Consider the following 21,450-nt stretch of genomic DNA (forward strand, 5'->3'; position numbering starts at 1 on the left):
TGTGGTATACGGCGAGCCGATTCTTCGCACTCTGGAGCGTGGTGCATGGTCAAACGACGTCATTCTCCGAGCGTCGTGACGGCGATGGTGGCGTTGCTCGCGGCACCGCTCGCGTCTGCACTTGTCGTGTTTGCACAGCCCTCGGCCGAACGCGGCACGAGAGTGGTCGAGGCCACGCGAGCGCCCAGACCCGCGGTGATCAACCACATCGTGCTGATCACGTTGCGGGACGCGTCGGACGCTGAAGCGTTGATCGCGGACTCTGATCGCCTCCTGGCGACTATCCCCTCTGTGGTCTCGTACTTCTGCGGCACGCACCTGGACACGGGGCGCTCGACAGTGGACGGGTCGTACCACGTTGGGCTCTACGTCGGGTTCGATTCGGCCGAGGGGTACATGGCGTACATCGATCACGAGGGACACGTGGAACTCGTGAAATCATGGGCTCCGCGAGTCGAGTCGATGCGGATCTTTGACGTTGTTGATCCAACGCCGTGATCGGCACAGCGGCATCGCGGCACGCGGAGAAGAGACTCGCATGCGACGTGTTCTGCAAGTCGGTGTCGGCCCCTTGGGCCGGATGATCGTTGAGGCTCTGCACCGCTCGGGCGTCGGCGTTGTTGCTGGCGCGATAGATCCGGACCCCGCGATCCGAGGGAAGCGACTCTCTGATCTGGTGCGTGAGCATGGGGCGATCGATCCGGTCGTTGTCGGGTCGATTGACGAGCTCGCCCTGGATGAGGGCTTCGATGCTGCGATTGTCTCGACCTCATCGTCGCTGGCTGCATGTGCGCCAACTTTCAGGCAGTTGCTCGGGCTTGGCACAGCGATCGTCAGCACGTGCGAGGAGTTGCTCTTTCCGTGGCTGAGGCACCGCGAGCTGGCGGCAGAACTCGACGCTCTGGCGAGAGAATCCGGCGGCAGACTGCTCGGAACAGGCGTCAACCCCGGGTTCCTCATGGACACGCTGCCCGTTGTGGCGAGCGCGGTGTGCGCTGATGTCCGCGGCGCGGTGATCGAGCGAGTGCAGGACGCGACCACGCGAAGGGTGCCGTTCCAGAAGAAGATCGGAGCCGGGCTTTCGCCTCAGGAGTTCGCCAAGCGGTGCGCGGACGGTTCGCTGCGCCACGTCGGGCTCGGCGAATCTCTGCACTTCGTGGCTCACTACCTCGGAGTGCGGATCGATGCGTGGACCGAGTCGATCGAGCCGGTGATCGCGGGCACTCCGCTCGAATGTGGACTGGGACAGATCCTGCCGGGGCAAGCCGCCGGAGTCCAACAGATCGCGCGGGGCATGCTGAACGGGCGCGACATCATCCGGCTTGAGTTCATCGCGGCCATCGGCCAGCCGGACCCGCACGATCGGATCCGGATCGACGCGGAGCCGCCGATCGACCTGGTGCTTCGCGGAGGTGTCCACGGCGACCTGGCAACGACGAATATCGTGATCAACTCGCTTCAGTGCATCATCGACGCCCCACCCGGACTGCACACCATGGCGACGGTGCGACCTGTGCGGGCGATATCTGCCACAACACCGTTGCCGGGTTCGCGTCCGGCTCACCATATCCTTTCCTGAATTCGCACCCACCGACTGAGAGATCTGGAAGGCCACGGATGCCGCGACTACCGATCGATTGCTCAACCGCCACAGGCGCCACCATGCAGGGCCGAACCATGCTCGCCTTCGCCGGCTGCAATTACCTCGGGCTGGCCAACGACCCGCGTGTGCTCCAGGCGGTACGGATGGGCCTTGATCGGTACGGTCTCTCGACGACGGCCTCACGCGAAACGACGGGGAACACCACGGCCTTTGACGATCTTGAGACCGCGCTCTCCCAGTTTCTGAGCACCGAACGCTCGCTCCTTCTCGCGGATGGGTACACGGCCAACATCGCGATGGCTCAGGCACTGGCCACGAGATTCCGCACGGTGCTGATCGACGCCAAGAGCCACCACTCGGTGCATGATGCCGCACGGAGCGCGGGCCTGGTTGTGGTCACGTTCCCGCACGGGGACACGGAGGCCGCAGCTGTGCTCGCCAGGCGACACGCAGATGCCGACCCATCTGGCGCGGTGGCGATCCTGACTGACGGGGTCTTCACAAGCGATGGCGCGATCGCAAAGCTTCCGGCGTTGCTCGCGGCTTTGCCGAACGAGCGTTCGCTGCTGGTTGTGGACGATTGCCACGGCGTGTGCGTGCTGGGGCCGGATGGCCGCGGCACAGTTTCGCACTACGAGCTGACCGACCCCCGGATCATCATCACGACGACACTGGCGAAGGGGCTCGGCTCATACGGCGGGTGCATCGCCGGAGCGGCGTGGTTCGTGGAACTGGCGCGCAGCGCGTCGGGGATCTACAGGTGCTCGACGCCTATCCCGCCAGCCATCGCCATGGCGGCGCATGAGGCCCTGCGCATCGTCCTGGCAGAGCCCGAGAGGATCGAGCGGCTCAGATCGAATACCGCCCGGCTCCGCGGAGCGTTTGAAGCGATCGGGCTCCCGTTGCGGGCGGATCATGGGAGCGCCCAGATCCCGATCTTCGCGTTCGTGCTCGACACGCATGAGCGAATGGAGAGCGTGCATCGCTCGATGCTCGACGAGGGCATCCTCGCTCCGTTCATCCGTTATCCGAACGGCCCTGCGGATATGTTCTTCCGCATCGTCGTCAACGCGGCGCACACCACCGACCAGATCGACCGTCTGGCGGACGCCTTCGCCAGACGGCTGCCCGCGATGGGGCTTACGGGCACTCGTGGGGACGGGACGTGTCTATCTGGCGGGACGGATCTCGAGTCTCCAACGGGTAGCCCGCGTGTCGAGGGCGTTGCCTGACATGAAGACCTGCGACCGGGCCGGCATGCGCATGTAGCGCCATTCGCCATCCTCCTGCACCGGCACCTGCTGATCGTTCAACCAGAAGAAGCGGTACTGCACGTTGAGTTCGGCTCCGTTGGTCAGCGCGCGGACCGGCACCTGCACGGCGAGGGGCTGGCCGGGCGTGCGGGTCTCGACCGGCGCGGAGACACCGATGTAGGGCTGAAGCCCTTCGAGCGCGACCACCGAGGGGTAGTTCTCGATCAGCACGGGATCGGCCATCGCGCCGGGCGGCGGCTTGTCAGAAGTCTTGCAGGACGCGAGTGAGAGAGCCGAGATGGTGATGGCTCCGAGCGCGATCGCCCTGACCGAGCGGCGCACCGGGGCTTGGTGGTCCTTGATTGAATGAGCGTGCATGGCGTGAACTCCTTTGATGATCGTGTGACTCACACTGACTTGCGCTTCATGTCAGGGTGCTGTGCCCTGATTCCTGATTCTCGCGGCGAGCTCTCGGACCTCGCGCGACCGTGGGGTGTATGCCGGATGCTCCTGACCGAAGAGACGTGCGAAGCCGGCGGTGCCTGCCTGCGGACATGCGAGGGAGCGTCCGCCTTCGAGGATGTGGACGCCGACTCGTTCGAGCTCATCGTCGGGGTCGACGGTGATTCCCTCGGCACGATACAACTCCTGCAAGTCGGCGAGCGTGAGCCCGAGCAGCCGCCCTCTGGCGTGGTATCTGGCCATGGTCTCGTGCGTGGGCACTCGCACGCAACGCCCCCCGAGGATGAACGGCAGATCGTCGCCGGGCACGTCTCCTGGCCACGCATCATTGCCGTACCGGATCTCGCCTGAGACCATCCACGTGAGCGGTGTTGAGACCGTGGGCAGTCGCACGTAACGGATCTGAAGCCGCTCTGCCCGGGAGCGATCGGGCTGACGAAGGCCCGCGAGGGCAAGTTCGGTCTGCCCGAGATCGCCGACGCGAACCCGCACCGTCGCGCCCTCATCCGGAAGTTGGAGAGGCACGATGTACGTTCGCTGAGGGAGAGACTCGAGATGGCGGAGGTCAGCCGCGGCGGATGCCTTCATGAGAGCACCGAGCGCGGCAGCGGAGATGCCGATGATCTGCGCGGTCCCGCTGTCGTCATCGACACCCGCTGCCACGATCACGCCGCCGAGAAGGAGCGCGGTGCCGAGCGTGCTCTTTGCCCTGCGCGCGTCTTCGAGGTTGTTCCACATATGGTCGGCAGCCATGAGGTTGAGATCGGATGCCTGCGCGATCCGCCGCTCGCCGAGTGCGTCGCCGGAGACATGGAGGGGCCTAGTGTCGCTGCGCGTGCGCGGCTGGAACTTTGCGAGTGCGCCGTCCGGTCCGTACGCGACCTTTGATGGTCCACGACCGGCATCGACGATCAGCACCGTGTCGGCTCGGCCGCTCGTGATCTCGTCGAAGGCGGGGGCAAGGTCGGGACGGATCTCCACGGCTCTTCGGAAGTGATCCGTCGCCTCTTCCGTCCGCCCAAGTGCGTGCGCCGCGATGCCCAGGAGCGCGTGCCCGAGCGCGAAGTCGGTAGCGCCGACGACATAGCCGTTGTCGAAGAACTCGTCTCCACCGTCGCCCTTCGCCGCGGCACGCTGGGCGATCTCGAGCGTCGAGAGGCGCTCGCCCTTCTCGTTCACACCGAAGTCGCGGAGCAGAAACAGCGAACTCTCCGCGGCGGCCCGCATGTTCCCCCAATCACCTATCGAGCCCTTCTGGATCGCAACGTAGGCGTACGCCATCGCCTGCTCGAACGGTTCGCCCTTCCAGATCCGCACACCCTCGTGCAGCACGACGCTCGGCACGGTCTTGTCGGCGTTCAGCCCCTGGATGCGGAGCACCTCGTACACACGATTGGCGAGCGACTCGGCGTGGCGAGGGAGACCGTCGGCGAGCGTAACCATCAGGAGCCGCTGTCGATCGAGCAGGTGCTGCTTGTCCGAGAGTCTCGGAGAAGCAGCGGCGTTGCGGTTGTAGAGATAACCCCGTGCACGGGCGAACTCGCCCCGATCGACCCGCAAGGCATATGACTCATCCACCCGGTTCCCCGCACACCCCGAGAGAACCAGAAGCATCGCGGCAAGGCACGCGACAACGCGGCCCGCATCGGTTCTGGTTGCTCTCGGCACGAGGCAGCGCATCCGGCGGTTCCTGTCAGTCGTACGCGAGGCCGACGGCCGCACGCTTGAGTTCGAAAGAGTCCGACCACTCGATGCGGCCGGTTTCGAGGTCGATCACGCGAGTCTCGAACGAGTAGAGATCCGTGCGGTAGACGCCCGAGGCCCGCGTCACGCTCCGGAGCACGCCTCGCATGGCGTGAGTCGGCGCGCGGCCGGCACCGGCAAGAGCGGCTTCCGCACCGACACGATCTCGCAACTGGTTGAGGTGTTCGACCGGGATCACAAAACCGATATTCCGCTGTGTCCCGAGCGACGCGAGAGGCGTGGAGGCACGGACGCGCTCCATGAGATACCACTGCTCCGAGACAGGGACGACATCTGAGGAGAGATTCTCCACGCGATCGAGGGCGACGACCATTCGGGGAGACTGAGGGCTGCGATCACGGAGGAAGTCGCTTGAAGCCATGCTTGCCGCCAGTTGCTCGGCCATCTCCTTGACGTCCTCCGTTGTGAGCCGCGTGGAGCGTTGCTGCATGGTCGCGCACCCCATCGGCAACCCCGCGCACGCGCACACGATGACCATGGCCTTCAACTGGAGTGTTCGGGATTGCATCAACGCTCTCTCCAGGAACGGGCGAGGGCTCAGCTGCCCCACCGCTTGCTCTCGTAGTCCTTGGTCCACACGATCTCGCCGCTCGTGAAACTGACGAGCTGGAAGGTCATCAGGTAGAGCGAGGTGTCGCCGCGCGAGACGCGGTACATCGTGCCGTTGAGAAAGTACGTGGAGGCCTGGTCGATGCGATCACCCACTGCGGCGCCCGCGGGTCCGGTCTCCATCGCGCGCAGCTCTTCGAGCTGGGCCTTGGAGATGAGGAAGCGGAAGTTCTGGCGGAAGGTCTGTGACTGCATCAGGCGGTTCTTCATCTTCTCGCGCACGAGCTCGAACTCGGCGGAGGAGATGTTGACGGTCTTGTTCATGATGTCGCCGTACACGATGGTCGAGCGAACACCCTGGTTGAATGCCGGAACGGTCGGAAGATCGGCGACGAGGGCGCTCGCCAACTGGTCCGCGAATTCCATGTAGTCGGCGGGGAGGACGCGTACGTCTCTGGCCTCGGCGGGGGTAGACTGCCCGACATCGACGCGCCCGGACGGCGTGCCGCGTGGCGGGTTGTTCGACGCACACCCTGAGAGCGTGAGAAGCATGCCGAGCATGCCGGTTGTGATCGAGACTGTGAATCTGGCAGCCATGTTGACCTCCGGTCTGTTGTTAGCACCTACTAAATGATACGGATAAGCCGTCAGAAAGTTTCTCATGCACGCTGTCGCTTGCCCTGGTGGACCGAGAGTGGCATGATGGACAGAACCGACTCCGAACCGATCTCGAAGAGTATGGGACTGCGGTAGCCAGAGGGGCGAGTCTGACGCGTATGGAACCACTGGGAAGAACCCGCGCTCTGCTTCTGCCAGGATTGATCGTGATCGTCGTGACGGTCGTGATGTCGATCGTGGTCGCACAGGCAATGAGCCCCGACATCGGGCTGGGCGTGGTCGGCGCGGGGCTTGTCTGTCTGGTGTGGATCGTGATGGTGGCTCCAGGCGGCCTTCTGGCACGTGAGCGCCGGGCAATCGCCGCCCTCGCCCAGAGCGAGCGACGCTATCGAACGCTGGTGCAGACGGCCCAGGATCTGATCTGGTCGGTGGATGCTTCGGGAGAGTGGACCTTCGTCAACGACGCCGCACGGACGATCTACGGTGTCGACCCGGCTCAATTAATCGGCACGACGATGATGGAGCGTGCGGAGGATGGAAAGGGCAACGGGGACGCTGAGATGCTGATCAGGGCGATGCGAGGCGAGCCGTGCATCGGGCACGTCAGGAGGCATCGGCGCGCCGATGGGTCTCTGGTCGATCTTGCGTTCAACGTCGCGGCCCTGCGCGACTCAGAGGGACGTGTGATCGGTGCCACGGGCACGGCGTCCGACATCACCGAGCGAATCCGTACCGAGCGAGAACTGGAGCGGAGCGAGGCGCAGCTGCGTCTGGTGACGGACGCCCTGCCGGTGCTGATCTCGTATGTGGATACCGATCGCCTGGTGCGGTTCGCCAATCATCATCACGCCGAATGGCTCGGGCGTCCGCTCTCGACGATCGTCGGCCGCACACTGGAGCAGGTGCTGGACGCTCAGACGCTCGCGGAGGTCTCTGAGTCGATCGACGGTGCGCTCTCGTGCGAGCACGTCTCATTCATGCGGTCGTTCGATCATCCGACCTTGGGCGAACGCCGGATCCGTGTGGATCTTGAGCCACACATCATCTCGCAACCGTGGGCCGAACCGCGTGCGGCTGGCTTTGTCGCGTTGATCACGGACGAGACCGACCGGCTGAAACTTGAGACCGAGCTTCGGCACGTGCAGATGATGGAAGCTGTCGGCCAGTTGGCGAGCGGTGTCGCGCACGACTTCAACAACCTCTTGACCGCGATGTTCTCACAGATCGCCGTGGCGCGGATCCGCGTGGGCGATGCCCACCCCGCGACAGAGGTGATCGAGGAACTCGATCTCACGGCCCAGCAGGCACGAGGCGTTGCCAAGTTCCTTCTGTCTCTCGGACGCAAGGGGTCTGCGGACCGATCGCACGTCGACCTCGCGATGCTCGTCGGGCGAGCGAGCCAGATGCTTCGCCGTGTGCTGCCCCGTTCGATCGAGCTCGACGTCCTGGTGCCCGAGCGCGGCGTGGCGTGGGTGTATGCGGACAGCGTGCAGTTGCAGCAGGCGCTGCTCAACCTCGCGCTGAACGCACGAGACGCGATGCCCTCGGGAGGGAACCTCGCGGTCCAAGTCAGTGTCGAGCGGAACGCTGCGGGTGCCGGCGAGGCAGTGCTCATCGTCCGCGACACGGGCCACGGGATGCCGCCCGAGATCCTCGCACGCGTCTTCGAGCCGTTCTTCACGACCAAGCCGAAGGGACAGGGCACGGGGCTCGGCCTCTCGATCATCAAGGGAATCATCGAGGATCATGGCGGAGCGATCCGCGCGACCTCCGTCCGAGGCCATGGTGCGGAGTTCATGATCAGACTGCCGCTCGTGAAGCCACCCCAGGAAACAACCCTAGTGCCATCGGATGCAGACGGCTCGGCCGAGCGTAAGACGGTGGTTCTCGCCTTTCAGAGCAGGCACATACGCGAGATCCTCGCCACCGCGCTCGCTGGTGATGGGCTGAGCGTTGTACAGGTGGGAACGGCAGAAGACCTGATTCAACGCGTCCGCGCGTCATCCTCCCGCGTACATGGTGTTGTCGTGGACCTCGGGCAGACGCTCGGAGCATCAAGCATCGCGGATCTCAGGCAATCCGGATGGCTCGGGCCCGTGCTTCTGGTCAGCGAGGGACACGCGGTGGAGACCGATCCATGCACGCGACAGTTGCAAAAGCCGTACGCGGTGACGACATTGTGCGGAGCGGTGCGAACCATGATGTCAGAACAGGCAGATTTCGGAGGGATGCCATGAGCAAGCCGATCGGGGTCGTCCTCGCGGATGATCACACGATGGTGAGAGGTGCTCTCGCGGCGTGGCTGAACGCCACGGACGATATCGGCGTCCTCGGCGACGTCACAAACGCCGAAGAAGCGATCGAGGCGTGCCTCAAGCATGAGCCGCACGTGCTCGTTCTGGATATCGACATGCCCGGCCTCTCGTGCTTCGACGCGGCACGCACCATCCGAGCCCGTTGCCCCCTGACACGCATCATCTTCCTGAGCGCGTTCTTCCACGATCGCTATATCCAGGAAGCGCTCGCCGTCGAGGCCTCCGGATACCTGACCAAGGGGGAGCCCCCGCAGACGGTCGAAGCCGCGATCCGTGTCGCGGCGGGCGGCGGCGTCTGCTTCTCGGAGCAGGTGCAGACTCGCATGGTGATCGGGCAGGAAGGCGCCCGACTCGGAGACGGAACGAAGACCCGGGTCGAGACCCTCACTCCCCGTGAGCTCGAGATTCTTCGCTACCTGGCGCGTGGCATGTCCAAGAAAGAGATCGCTCAAACCATGTCGCTGAGCGTCAAGACCGTGGACAACCATTGCACCAACCTGATGATGAAACTCGATATCCACGACCGTGTCGAGCTCGCCAGATTCGCGATCCGGGAAGGGCTGGCCGAACCCTGAGAGAGGGTCTGGCCGATCGTCGATCCGCCGATACGACACGCTGCTTCCGGGGTGCTCCGGCTGCTGCTCCGAGGCGTTCGGGTCTACGCTTTCGCGATGCTCGAATCCCTCAAATCTGCTCAACGAACGCTGCAAGAGTTCTGCTCGGACGGCGAGAATTCCGCGCGCATCTCCGGCATCGCGGGGTTGCTCGCGGGACGCTTCAGGGAGGGTGGCAAGGTCCTGATCTGCGGCAATGGCGGATCGCTCGCTGATGCGGTCCACTTCGCTGAAGAACTCACGGGTAGGTTCCGCGACGATCGCCCCGCGCTCCCCGCGATCGCGATTGCCGAGCCAGGTCACATCACCTGCACAGCGAATGACTACGGGTTCGAGCGGATTTTCAGCCGCGCGGTAGAAGCTCTCGGCCGCGAGGGTGATGTTCTGATCGCGCTCTCGACAAGCGGGAACTCGGCAAACATCGTGCTCGCGGTGGAGGCGGCGCGGTCGCGGAAGATGGCGACGGTGGCTCTGCTGGGACGGGGTGGCGGACGGCTGAAGGGCGTGTGTGACCACGAGATCATCGCGCCCGGCTTGACCGCAGACCGGATCCAGGAGATCCATATGCTGGTCTTGCACATTCTGGTTGAGTTGGTCGAGGTCGAACTCGGCTATGCGAGGAAGTGACAGTCGGGGTGCTTCGCGAATAGCATACCTTATTGTCCGATTCGGTCCGTGACAGAGTCCAGAGGAGAACGCCATGGCGTACTACACCAAGCTCGGCCTGCTCCCGCAGAAGCGCCACGTCCAGTTCCGACGCCCTGACGGGGTGCTGTACTCCGAAGAGCTGTTCGGCACGGAGGGGTTCACGGGGCCGACGAGCACGATGTACCACATCCACCCGCCCACGCAGGTCTACGGCTGGAAGAAGCTGTACTCGACGGCCGTTGAGTACGTCGAGCAGGATGTGATGCGGATGCGTCACACCATGACCGGCGGCCAGCGCATGGCCCCGAAGGGCGACTGGGTCACGGGGCGCGTGGTGCTGTATGGCAACAGCGACTGCGAGATGGCCGTCTGCAATCCCGCCGAGCAGATGAAGTACCACTACAAGAACGGCCAGGGCGACGAGTGCCTCTTCGTTCACTTCGGCTCCGGCGTCTGCCACACCATGATGGGCACACTCAAGTTCGGCCCGAAGGACTACATCATCATTCCCAAGGGCGTGATCTACACGATCATCTGGGACAAGCGGAAGAACGGCCCGGACGGAAAGCCGACAGATGGCGGGCCATCGATCCAGAACACGCCATACGGTCGCGTCCTGCTCATTGAGACGGCGAACGGATCGCACATCGGCCCGCCCCCGAGGTATGTGTCGAAGCAAACCGCCCAGTTTCTCGAGCACTCGCCCTACTGCGAGCGTGATCTGAAGATCCCCGAGTACCCGCTGACATGGGACGAGAAGGGCGAGTTCGAGGTGCGGATCAAGGCCCGCGACCTCGTTCACTCGTACATGTACCACTACCACCCGCTCGACGTCGTCGGGTGGGACGGATGCTACTACCCCTACATCTTCAACATCGACGACTTTGCGCCGATCACCGGCAAGCTCCACATGCCGCCGCCGATCCATCAGACGTTCGAGGCCCACAACTTCGTCATCTGCTCGTTCTGTCCGCGGATGCTGGACTACCACCCGCAGGCGATCAAGGTGCCGTACAACCACTCGAACCTCGACTCGGACGAAGTGCTCTACTACGTCGAGGGGAACTTCGGCAGCCGCAAGGGGATCGAGGTCGGCTCGCTGACGGCGCATCCGCAGGGGATTCCGCACGGCCCGCACCCCGGCACGATCGAGGCCTCGCTCAGCGCGACCTACACGGGCGAACTGGCGGTGATGTGCGACACCTTCCGGCCGCTCCATCCGACCAAGGCCGCGCTGAAGATGGACGATGAAAAGTACCCCGCCTCGTGGCAGGGCGAGCACTTCCCCGGCTTGACCTCAGGGCAGATCAAGATCGCGTCATCCGAGTCTTCCAACGGCCACGCGTCAGGAAGCGGCGAGAAGGTGCCCGTCTTCGAGCATCGCTCCGAAGCAAACGTGTGGGCTCCCAACACGCCGTCCTCGTCTCTCACCAAGACAAACGGGCACACGCTCGCCAACGGAAAGTCCAAGCAGCCCGCATCGAAGACGGGCGCAAACAAGGGCTCGAAGAAGGCCTCGTCATCCAAAAAGTGACGGACAGCCGATCAGAACGCCGCGAACGTGTGATGGTGCCGCGACAGTTTGCTGGTGCCGTCAGCGGACAACCGTCTCGCGTTCGAGGTAGCGGACATCCGTCGCGCCGACGGCCTGCACGGGCAGGCCTCGCCCCTTGGTTCCTACGGGGAAGATGTTGATCCCGCCGCTGGTTTCGCCGGTGATGTTGTTGTAGCCGATACGGCCCTGGAGAATGAGCGACTGCATCTCGCGGTAGACAGTGAGGGATGTGGTCTGGAAATCGCCACGCTCGGTGTCGTAGGCAACGTTGACACCGACCATGTACTTCTGTGTGACCCTCGCGATCGCACCGGCGTTCACGAAGGTGGTGTCCTCGACGTTGATATATCGCATCTCGAGGTACGAGGTAAGGTCGGGGTTGTGCTGGAGCGTCACGCCGGCGGACTCCCGCGCCGGCTGATTGAGTTCGAGGTCGTAGATCATGTTGCCGCCGATGCCCACGGCACTCGTCACCTGCCATGTTGCATCGATCTGGAAGAACTCTCCGGGCTGCGAGTACTCGGGACGATAATCAATGAACCGTCGGATGGGGCTCTTCCTGTCCGCATCATCCGAGAACGTCGCGTACTCGACGTCGAGCGTCAGGAAATCGACCGTGTGCCATCGACCCGCGCCGCCCCGCTGCGTCTGCCAGGTCTGGTCGAGCCCGAGCCGCATCGCGGTGCCGTTTGCAAGGTCCTCGACGGTTCCGTCGTAGACGGGCAGATTCGAGGCCTCGGTGTTCGTTCCGGCGGTCCAGAACGTGACCTTCGGCTCGACGATATGGCGCACGCGGTGGATGTCGAAGAACGCGGAGTCGATCCTGTTGTTCACCCGCTGGAACGAGGTCGATGCGCGAGCGCCGACCGAGCCCCAGAGCCGTGTCTCATCGTCGTTGCCGGGCGAAAACTCGTCGAACGAATCGTCGTAAGCGGTCACCCGTCCGACCATGAACGGCTGCACGTTGATCGCGCCGAAGCGAAGGCGTGTGTCGATCTCATGGCGTGAATCGAGACGCATCACGGCGTCCTCGGTATACCCGGCATCTTCGAGCGTGTCCGCGAACGAGGCGTCGGGCCCGAACCCGAACGCACGCTGCGACTTGGCCACCGTTGAGTAACCGAGGTCTCTGCCGGTGGACTCGCTGAATCGCATCGACATCCGCCCGAGACGGTACTCGGAGTGGTACGAGAGAAGGCCCGGAGCGATGTTCGGCAGCAGGTCGTCGGCGACACGCACATACGTCGCCTCAGGGAGTTTGCTGACGTTGTACCCCTGGCTCTGCGTGAGATACTCGTTCGCGATGAAGTCGTTGATGTTGCCCTTGGCCTGGATCGTGAGCAGCGAGTTCTCTCCGAGGCGTCGCGCGGTCGCGCTGGATGCGAACTCGCGCCGGGTCTCGCCCATCGACTCGAAGTACCCGTCGATGAACGTCTCGTCTGAGATGAACGCGCCGTCGAGCAGAACCGACCACTGGTCGTTGATCTCCCACCGATGCTCGATGAGGAGCATGCCGCGGGTCTCTTCGTCAAAGTCCTTCTTCGCACCTCCCTTGAGGGTGTCCTGTCCCATGTCCATCGCGACGAGATAGCCGAACATGCTGCCCTGGGTCGAGGCGGTGTCCCAGTCGATCGTCGATCCGATCGCCGGGCCTCGCTCGAAGTAGTAATCGAGCGCGATCTCAGCATCCACGCCCGAGGTGCGTTCGAGACCGAGCAGCGCGTAGGCGTCCCATGTCGTCTTGATCGCGCCGCCGGAACCAGACGAGCCGTCGAGCGCGACCTCGCGGATCGGGATCGAGGACGGATCACCTCGGTATCGAGGGAACCAGAAGACCGGCATGAACCCGATGTTGCCGGTGATGTTTCTCGCGTCCGCATACGTCTCCGAGCCGGCCGGAGTCTCGCGTCTTGAGATGGTGATGCTGGACGTGCCGAGCGACAACTGAGGATTCAGAAACGCCGTGTTCGCGGCCTTCGCGCTCTGCACGCTCCACTGGTTCGCAGATTCCTGTTTGAGCGCCTTCGCCCGCACATACAAGGGCAAGGAACGCTCCGAGTCATAGGTCCAGAACATCGCGTCGAGCGTGATCGCGCGATCGGCCTGGAAGTCGTAGAACATCGACGGGCCGCGGAACATGTAGCGATCGGACCCGCGCCCGGATGGGCGTTCACCGATCACCTGCACGCCCCCTTCGAGATAGACGCCCCGGACGGTGTCCGCGTCAACGGTCGCGAGTTGGGTCAACGGGCCCGGCTTCAGGAACGCCACGCCGCGATCCGCGCTGATCTGAATCGACCTGCCCCCGGCCCGATCCGTGTACTGCACGACGAGAGGCGACGAGAAGACAACGACATTCTCTTCTTCGCTCGTGACGATCGACACATCGCCTGCTCGCCCCGTCGAAAACGTGATGAGCCCCTTGCCCGGCGCGATCGCCTCTGACCGCTCCCCCGGTCCGAGCGCATCGACCGCCTCGACGACCGGACCAATGTCCGATGGAGGTATCTCTGCGACCTGACGCGCCGGAGGCAGCACGCGGGACCGCGGCGCAGGAACCCCGGACGGCTCCTGACCTCGGCTTGGGTCCGGCTCGACCGGCTCACGACCGCCAGGAGGAGGGAGAAGCGCATCGTCGCCCCCCGCGAGCCGCTCTGCCGGACCATCGACAACATCGCCCTCACGCGCCGGCCTCCGCAGAGGTGGCGGGATCGGGCGAGGCGGCGAGACGATCGCGACAAGTTGCTCACGCAGCGTCGACTCGCCCTCAGCGATCAGGAGATCACTCGGTCTGGAACGATCGATCCGGTCCCCCTTGAGGGAGACGGCATCGGTCGTGATCACGCCCCGAACCGGAAGCCGATCCGCCGAGACGGCGAACACGGCATCGGCCGCGGGCGTGCGCACATGGTCGAAGTACACATAAACCTGATACGTCCCTTCGGGGGTGACGCTGTCCGGGCGGAGTTTCTGGATCCAGACCGCGGCCCCCTTGGCGTCGAACTCGTATGTACCGAGCACGACACGGACGTCACCCTTGAGCAGCACCCGCGTCACCGGACCCAAGCCCGCTTCGCCGAAACCGGCTGACTCGCTCGGCTCTGACCAGGTCCAGATCCGCTGCCCCCTGAACTCGACAGGTCCAGAGACCGCCGCGAGCGGCAGACGAATCCCCGCGAACGAGCGCCCGGTGATGCGAGATCCATCCGCCTGCGGCGGCACCGCAGCATCGATCGGCTGAGCGAGGGCAACGACACCCATCTCAAGACCGACCGCCAGACCGACAAAGAGCGGCATAGACCGGGCGAGCGTTGTGATCAATCGAGAACGGGGAGGCACACCGACCCTCAGTCAATCCCGCCGTGTTCGCATCCGATGCGGTGGTTCGGGAGGTGCGGATGCTACGGTGCCAGAGGTGGAATCACAACTCCAGACCCGATTCCAGACTTGGTCATCCCGGAATACGGGTACAGGCCGGTGGTGGGCTCGCGAGCAGGACCTGTGAACCGCCAGCACTCTCGCAAGATCGAGGCACCAAAGCCAGCCCCTGGCATCACATCTCACCGTCTCTCAGGGACTATCCGTCTCTCAGGGACTTTCCGCTCGTCCTTCGCTCGCTTGCCGATAGCCGCCTCCTCAATGCACAGCACATCCCGATCAAGGCGGAGGGCCTCGGCAACCGACCAGGCCTGGAAAGGACATCCACGCCCGGTGTGTGGAGGATCGCCATCGGCGATCTCGCTGATGTGCCCCAGACCGTCGCACGCCATGCTCGCGAGGAGTGGATCGAGGAATCGCTCCCGCGCCTCGCGCTTGGATTCGGGCGTGCCGCCCCTCGAACGAACCCACGCGTCGACGAATGGCCCGATCAGATAGGGCCAGACCGTGCCCATGTGGTAGGCACCGTCGCGCGCCCAGAGGTCTCCCTCGTACCGACCCCGATAGCCCGGATCATCCGGAGCGAGGGAACGAGGGCCTTTCGGCGTCATCAGGGCGCGTTCCACGCGCTCTACAACGCGAGCGCAGATCGACTCATCGACGAGCGCGAGCGGGAGCCCCCCCACCGCGTAGAGCTGGTTCGGCCTCAACGACTCGTCCAGAGCACCCGGCTTGTGATCGACATCGACGACATCGCAGAGCCACCCCCGCTGCTCATCCCAGTACCGCTCGGCGAATGACTCCATCCCACTCGCGAACGCGGGGTGTTCCGCGCCCGATACCTCTGCATAGACACGCAGCGCGTTGAGCCAGAGCGCCTGGAGTTCGACGGGCTTGCCGATACGAGGCGTCACGACCCAGTCGCCCACCTTCGCATCCATCCACGTCAGTTGAACGCCCGCGACGCCTGCCCGGATGAGGCCGTCTTGATCGAGCCCGATGCCGTACCGTGTGCCCTTTGAGTACCCCTCCACGATCTCTCTGATCGCCCGGATGATCGTCTTGCGGCTTTCCGCTCCGGCATGCTTCGGCTCTCTGGAAACGCCGAGATACGCACCCGCCGCGAGAACGAACCAGAGCGAAGCGTCCGCCGCGTTGTACTCCGGCTCCGTCCCGTGGTCGGGAAGGCGATTGGGCAGCATCCCCTCTGAGACAAGAGCCGCCCAGGTCAGCAGAATGTCGCGTGCATCGTCGAGCCGCTCAGCGCCACGCGCCAGGCAAAGCCCTCTCAAAGAGATGAACGTGTCACGACCCCAGTCCGTGAACCATGGATACCCCGCGATGATCGTCTTGCCGGCGCGAACCTCGGGTGAGGGCTGTCGAACAACGATGTAGGCGTCCGCGGCTCGATGCAGCGACCCGTTGAACGCTGCGCGGCGAGTCCGTTCCGCCTGCTTGATGCGATCAGCGAGCAGGACAGCGGCCTTCGGTGTCCACTCGTGGGGCTCGTCATCGACCTTTGCCGAGAGCGCGAGCACAGCAGGCCCTTGAGACAGATCCCAGCGCAGCACACCCGGAGAAGCGAGATCCTCGACGCAGTCCTGGCCCCGCGACCGCTCTTCTTCGTACTGAAAGCCGCGATACCAATCGGGTCGATGCTCATAGTCACCGTTCGTGATCGCCACGATCGGCGGAATACCAGCGTACGGCTCCCACTGGATCCTGCCACCCCAGATGTCCGAATCGAAGCGGAACGCGGCGTTGGCATGGTGAAGCGAGTGATAGTCGCGCCCGCTCATCAACAGTCTCACGACAAGTTGGGCGGAACAGTCCGAGTCGATGAGCGACCATGTCAGCAGTGTCGTGGGCTCGCCGTGGCGAACCAAACGCTCGTGCCTGATGCGCACTCCGGGCGCGGGCTGAATGTCCCACGTCGGCCACGGATCGATGCTGAACCCCCGAATCGGTGTCGTGCCAAGCGGGTGGGTGATACCCGGCGCGTACCGCTGCGATGTCAGCGGATAGACCGATGTGCCGCACTCGATCCACGCCTCGAGCGTGTTCACGAGTACATAGCGATCAACCGGCGGTCGAGCCGATGCCAAGAGCAGCGCGTGGTATCGGCGTGTATTGATGCCGGTCGCGGTGCCAGAGGCATACCCGCCCAAGCCATCCGGCTCGATCCACTCCGAACGGTCGTCGATCGCGCACGATTGCCCCTGCATCGTGGTCTTGCCATCGACGCCCTCGCTCGCTCGGCGGGCTGGACTCTCTCTGCGGGTCATCGAAGGTCCTCCATGCGGAGTGGAACGACACCCGATCGCGCTTGCGAACTCATCTCGGACGCGCATCGCCGCGTCGCGACTATTCTATTCTCTGCCAACGCCTGAGCTTCGCCCCTGGAACTCGTCTTCTCAGGGATCGGGGCGGAAGCCGGAGCCCGGATGGTGACACAGAACAACCCGGAAGGCCACACGCCACGCCAGACGCAGCCCGCAGGGATGCGCCCCACCGATGCCCGCGATCGAGCCATCGAGTGCTACAACTCTGGACGCTTCCAGGATGCCGCTCGTTTCGCGCAGATTGCGCTGGGCGCAACTCCCGCCAACGAGGGGCTGTTGCACATCCTGGGCGCGTCACTCGTCCGAATCGGGTCAATCGAACGGGGCACGCAGATCCTGCGGAAACTGTGCCAGGGCGGCTGCCTTCATCCGGAGGCGTGGTGCGACCTCGCAAACGGGCTGCGGGCACTCGAAGATATCGACGGCTCGCTCAACGCCCTCGACAAGGCCCTCTCCCTGCGCCCCCACTTTCCCCCGGCGGTGCGGGGCAAGGTCACGCTTCTCCATGCCCAGGGACGCGCAGCAGACGCGGCTCCGATCATCGATGCCGCGATGCAAGCGCATCCGACAGACGTCTCGTGCGTGCTCGCCTTTGCGACGATCTCCCGCGAACTCGGACGTTCAGCCGAAGCGATCGACCTGCTGCTCCGCCATCTCCGTGGGGGAACGGTGCCCGCTCCGCTGGCTCGCGCAGCGCACACACAGCTCGCTCACCTGCTCGACGCCGAGCGACGCTATGACGAAGCATTCGAGCATGCGATGCTGAGCGCGCAAGCCGGCGGCCCCATCCCGGCACAGGACGACTTCGCCCAGACGATCGCGCAGTGGAACAAAGCTCGCTACAACGCGACACCCTCGACAGAGATCACCGATCCACTCCCAGTGCTTGTCGTCGGCATGCCTCGCAGCGGCACAAGTCTTGTTGAGCAGATCCTGACATCGCATCCCGAGATCGGCACTATCGGTGAGAGCCCCGCGCTCCCGCGGATCGAGCAACACCTCCGCCAGAACGCGTGGCCGCTCGACGAGGCCAGACGCACAGCCGGCCAGTACCTCGAGATGATGCGATCACGATCTCCTGGCAAGGCACGGGTCGTGGACAAGCTCCCGGGCAATTACACCATTCTCGGACCGATCACCAAGCTGCTTCCCGGTGCAACGATCATCCATTGCGTGCGCGATGCACGTGACACGTGCCTCTCCTGCTACTTCCAGAATTTCGGCAGCGGCCACTCGTACACGCGGGATCTGGTCGCGCTCGGGCAGAAACACATCGCCTACCAGCGACTGATGAGGCATTGGAGCACCACGATCGGCATCTCGATGCTCGAGGTACGCTACGAAGAACTCGTCGAAGATCTGGAGCGTGTGTCACGTCTGATGCTCGCTCACGTCGGCGTGCCGTGGGTGCCGTGCGTCCTCAACTTCCACGCCCTCAAGCGCCACGTCCGAACCGCGAGCGCGGGCCAGGTGCACAGGCCGCTCTTCACCTCATCCATCGGCCGTTGGAAGCACTACGAGAGCCATTTGAAGCCGCTGCTCGAGACATTAGACCAACAGCCCACTCCATGAGAGGCCCCGTTGGGCCGTGCAACGGCCTCACGCCTGACCCGGCATCGCAGCGACACTCCCGCGCTTGGCGAGTTTCTTCGCGAGATCCTGGTACATCTGCGCCACCAGAGCGGTCCAGCCAGTCTGGTGGTTCGCGCCAAGCCCCTTGCCTGTTTCTGCGTGGAAATACTCGTGGTACAGGAGCAGGTCCTTCCAGTGCGGATCGCTCCGGAATCTCTCGTCATCGCCGTGGCATGGGCGTTTACCGGATTTGTCGGGGAGGAAGAGCGAGATCATCCTGGCTCGCAAGTGATCGGCCACCTCTCGCAGATCGCAGACTCTGCCCGATCCCGTCGGAAACTCGACTTTCAGCGTCTCGCCATAGAAGTAGTGGTAACGCTCGAGAGACTCGATGATGAGATAGTTCAAAGGGAACCACACCGGGCCGCGCCAGTTTGAGTTCCCCCCGAACATCGAGGTGCTCGACTCGCCGGGAACATAGGCGACTGTGAGATGATGCTCACCGCGATCGAAGACATAGGGGTTCTCTTTGTGCACTCTCGACATCGAGCGGATGCCGAATGGTGACAGAAACTCCTCTTCGTCGAGAAGATACCGCAGCACACGCTTCAGCCGGTCGCGGCTGGGTATGGCCAGGAGCCGCAGAACAGACTCGCCATCCGACGCCTCCATGCACGCAACATGCTGCGCGAGGTCGGGCCTGTGCTTGAGGAACCACGCGGTCCTGGCCCGAAAGCCGGGAAGCCGATCGAGTTCGCGGTCTGAGAGCACCTCAACCGCCAGAATCGGGATGATCCCGACAAGCGATCGCACGCGGAGCGGCAGCGTCTCATCGTCGCGTCTCAACTGGTCGTAGTAGAACCCATCCTTCTCGTCCCAGAGGCCATCGCCGCCCAGTGTGTTCATCGCGTCGGTGATCGCCACGAAGTGCTCGAAGAACTTCGATGCGATGTCCTCGTACGCGGGATTCTCTTTCGCGAGTTCGGTCGCAATCGCGAGCATCGTGGTGCAGAAGAACGCCATCCAGGCCGTCGCGTCGGCCTGTTCGAGCACCACGCCTCCGGGCAGCGGTGCGGATCGGTCGAACACGCCGATGTTGTCTAGCCCCAGGAAACCGCCTGAGAAAAGGTGCTTCCCGTGCGGGTCCTTGCGATTCACCCACCATGTGAAGTTCATCAGCAGTTTCTGGAATGCCCGCTCCAGAAACAGCCGGTCTCGACCGCCCTTCGGCCCCGTCAGCTTGTACACACGCCAGCACGCCCACGCGTGAACCGGCGGATTCACGTCGCCCAACGCGAACTCATACGCCGGGATCTGCCCGGACGGGTGCATGTACCACTCACGCAGCAAGAGCAGCAACTGGTCCTTGGCAAAGTGCGGATCCACTCGCGCGAAAGCCACGCAATGGAACGCCAGATCCCACGCGGCGTACCACGGATACTCCCACGTATCCGGCATCGAGATAATGTCGCGATTGAACAGGTGCGACCAATCGGAGTTCCGCCCGCTCGCACGCCGGGGATCCGGAGGGGGTTGGAGCGGATCCCCCTTCAACCAGTCCGCGACGACGTAGTGGTAGTACTGCTTCGACCAGAACAACCCCGCATACGCCTGACGCACGACCAGCGCATCCTCCGGCGTCTGCCCCTGCCAGACACGAGACGCGTAATAGGCATCGCACTCTGCGATCCGACGCGCGAACGTGCTCTCGAAATCCTCCCCTAGGCCCGGTGTCGGTGTTCGCTCGGACTCGTCGAACAGCCGCATCTTGATGGTGACGCTCTCGCCCGCAGCCAGCACGCGCTGGAACATCGCGCCGGCCTTGGTCCCCACTCTTTCAGGATTGATCACATCGGCCCTGCCGGAGACCACGTGCTCATGGAACGCGTCCTTGGCGTAGCCGCCCGCGTCCGAAACACCGAAGACACGTCGCATGTTCGTGTCGTTCTCCGTGAACATCATCCGCGGCTCACTCGGCCCCTCGATCACCCAGCGGTACATGCCGAGCTCCGGATGGTCGGCCACAACCTGATCGCTCCCCTCACCACGCAGGGTCGGGCGCACAGGATCACCGTCGCTCGTAGGTCCCCACGCCCACGTGTTCCTGAACCAGAGCTGTGGGATGAGCCAGATCGGGGCCGGATCGGGGCCGCGATTGGTTGCGACAACCCGGATGAGCATGCTGTTCGGCGAGTCCTTCGCGTACTCGATCTTCACGTCGAAGTACCTTGATTCGTCAAAGACCCCGCTGTCCTCGATGTTGAACTCCGGCTCCTCGCGTGACCTTGCCCGATTCTCGTCGATCAGCCGCTGGTACGGGTACTCGGCCTGTGGATACTTGTAGACCGCTGAGCAATAGGAGTGTGTGGGCGAGGAGTCGGTGTAGAAATAGAACTCCTTGACATCCTCGCCGTGGTTCCCCTCGTGACCATTCAGGCCGAAGAACCGTTCCTTCAGGATGGGATCCTTGCCGTTCCAGAGCGCGACCGCGAAGCAGAGCCGGCACTGCCTGTCCGTGAAGCCGAGCAGGCCATCCTCACCCCACCGATACGCCCTGCTGCGGGCGTGATCGTGCGTGAAGTACCCCCAGACGTTCCCGTCCGGCGAGTAGTCCTCGCGCACGGTGCCCCACTGGCGTTCCGCCAGGTACGGACCCCATCGCTTCCAGAATCGCTTCCTCGTCGCGTCGTCAGCGAGCCGATCGAACTCCGCCTGGAACAACGAAGCGTCACTCATGCGTGCAGTGTACAGGCGTGCCGCTCCGTACGCGTCAACCC

15 protein-coding genes are annotated in these 21,450 nt (G+C 64.0%); 8 read left to right on the top strand and 7 right to left on the bottom strand.

The genetic code is table 11. From position 1 onward, the window contains the following. The first annotated feature begins 45 nt into the window (after positions 1–45). From KF838_06985 to KF838_06995, 3 genes are all read left to right on the top strand, one after another. Positions 46–498 carry a Dabb family protein gene (locus tag KF838_06985; GenBank protein ID QYK49591.1) on the top strand — a complete coding sequence of 151 codons (453 nt, stop codon included), beginning with the start codon at positions 46–48 and terminating at the stop codon, positions 496–498. Between the two features lie 40 nt (positions 499–538). Continuing rightward, entirely contained in the window at positions 539–1,579 is a 1,041-nt protein-coding gene (locus tag KF838_06990; GenBank protein QYK49592.1) for a hypothetical protein, read from the top strand. Positions 1,580–1,662: 83 nt separating this feature from the next. Beyond that, entirely contained in the window at positions 1,663–2,835 is a 1,173-nt protein-coding gene (locus KF838_06995) for an aminotransferase class I/II-fold pyridoxal phosphate-dependent enzyme (protein ID QYK49593.1), read from the top strand. On the opposite strand, the gene KF838_07000 is transcribed toward KF838_06995, so the two are convergent. The 4 genes from KF838_07000 to KF838_07015 are packed head-to-tail and all read right to left on the bottom strand — an operon-like array spanning position 2,773 to position 6,228. Beyond that, complete coding sequence (locus KF838_07000; protein ID QYK49594.1) at positions 2,773–3,234, bottom strand: DUF1425 domain-containing protein; 462 nt, start codon at positions 3,232–3,234, stop codon at positions 2,773–2,775. The genes KF838_06995 and KF838_07000 overlap by 63 nt on opposite strands. Before the next feature lie 51 nt (positions 3,235–3,285). Beyond that, a complete protein-coding gene (locus KF838_07005) occupies positions 3,286–4,986 on the bottom strand; it encodes a tetratricopeptide repeat protein (GenBank protein QYK49595.1) in 1,701 nt (566 codons plus the stop codon). 25 nt (positions 4,987–5,011) lie between these two features. Then, on the bottom strand, positions 5,012–5,590 hold the full coding sequence (locus tag KF838_07010; protein ID QYK49596.1) for a hypothetical protein: 579 nt from the start codon (positions 5,588–5,590) through the stop codon (positions 5,012–5,014). A gap of 29 nt (positions 5,591–5,619) precedes the next feature. Beyond that, a complete protein-coding gene (locus KF838_07015; GenBank protein ID QYK49597.1) occupies positions 5,620–6,228 on the bottom strand; it encodes a hypothetical protein in 609 nt (202 codons plus the stop codon). 179 nt (positions 6,229–6,407) lie between these two features. Between KF838_07015 and KF838_07020 the strand changes: the two genes are divergently transcribed. The 4 genes from KF838_07020 (at position 6,408) to KF838_07035 (ending at position 11,360) form a co-directional block, all read left to right on the top strand. Then, positions 6,408–8,486 carry a PAS domain S-box protein gene (locus KF838_07020; protein QYK49598.1) on the top strand — a complete coding sequence of 693 codons (2,079 nt, stop codon included), beginning with the start codon at positions 6,408–6,410 and terminating at the stop codon, positions 8,484–8,486. After that, the gene (locus KF838_07025) at positions 8,483–9,139 is read left to right on the top strand and encodes a response regulator transcription factor (protein QYK49599.1); all 657 of its coding nucleotides are present in this window, start codon (positions 8,483–8,485) and stop codon (positions 9,137–9,139) included. Before KF838_07020 ends, KF838_07025 begins: the two co-directional genes overlap by 4 nt. Positions 9,140–9,235: 96 nt before the next feature. Further along, entirely contained in the window at positions 9,236–9,805 is a 570-nt protein-coding gene (gmhA, locus tag KF838_07030; GenBank protein QYK49600.1) for a D-sedoheptulose 7-phosphate isomerase, read from the top strand. A gap of 73 nt (positions 9,806–9,878) precedes the next feature. Continuing rightward, a complete protein-coding gene (locus KF838_07035; GenBank protein QYK49601.1) occupies positions 9,879–11,360 on the top strand; it encodes a homogentisate 1,2-dioxygenase in 1,482 nt (493 codons plus the stop codon). Between the two features lie 60 nt (positions 11,361–11,420). On the opposite strand, the gene lptD is transcribed toward KF838_07035, so the two are convergent. Next, a complete protein-coding gene (lptD, locus tag KF838_07040; protein ID QYK49602.1) occupies positions 11,421–14,720 on the bottom strand; it encodes an LPS assembly protein LptD in 3,300 nt (1,099 codons plus the stop codon). Between the two features lie 221 nt (positions 14,721–14,941). After that, positions 14,942–17,044, bottom strand: a complete 2,103-nt coding sequence (locus KF838_07045; GenBank protein ID QYK49603.1) for a glycogen debranching enzyme family protein — start codon at positions 17,042–17,044, stop codon at positions 14,942–14,944. Between the two features lie 159 nt (positions 17,045–17,203). On the opposite strand from KF838_07045, the gene KF838_07050 reads away from it, so the two are divergent. Next, on the top strand, positions 17,204–18,673 hold the full coding sequence (locus KF838_07050) for a sulfotransferase (GenBank protein ID QYK49604.1): 1,470 nt from the start codon (positions 17,204–17,206) through the stop codon (positions 18,671–18,673). 27 nt (positions 18,674–18,700) lie between these two features. Here KF838_07050 and KF838_07055 read toward each other — a convergent pair whose 3' ends face one another. Further along, a complete protein-coding gene (locus KF838_07055) occupies positions 18,701–21,409 on the bottom strand; it encodes a glucosidase (protein ID QYK49605.1) in 2,709 nt (902 codons plus the stop codon). Between the last annotated feature and the right edge of the window lie 41 nt (positions 21,410–21,450).

It is taken from the genome of Phycisphaeraceae bacterium (assembly GCA_019454185.1).
In the GTDB taxonomy this organism is placed as follows: domain Bacteria; phylum Planctomycetota; class Phycisphaerae; order Phycisphaerales; family UBA1924; genus JAHBWV01.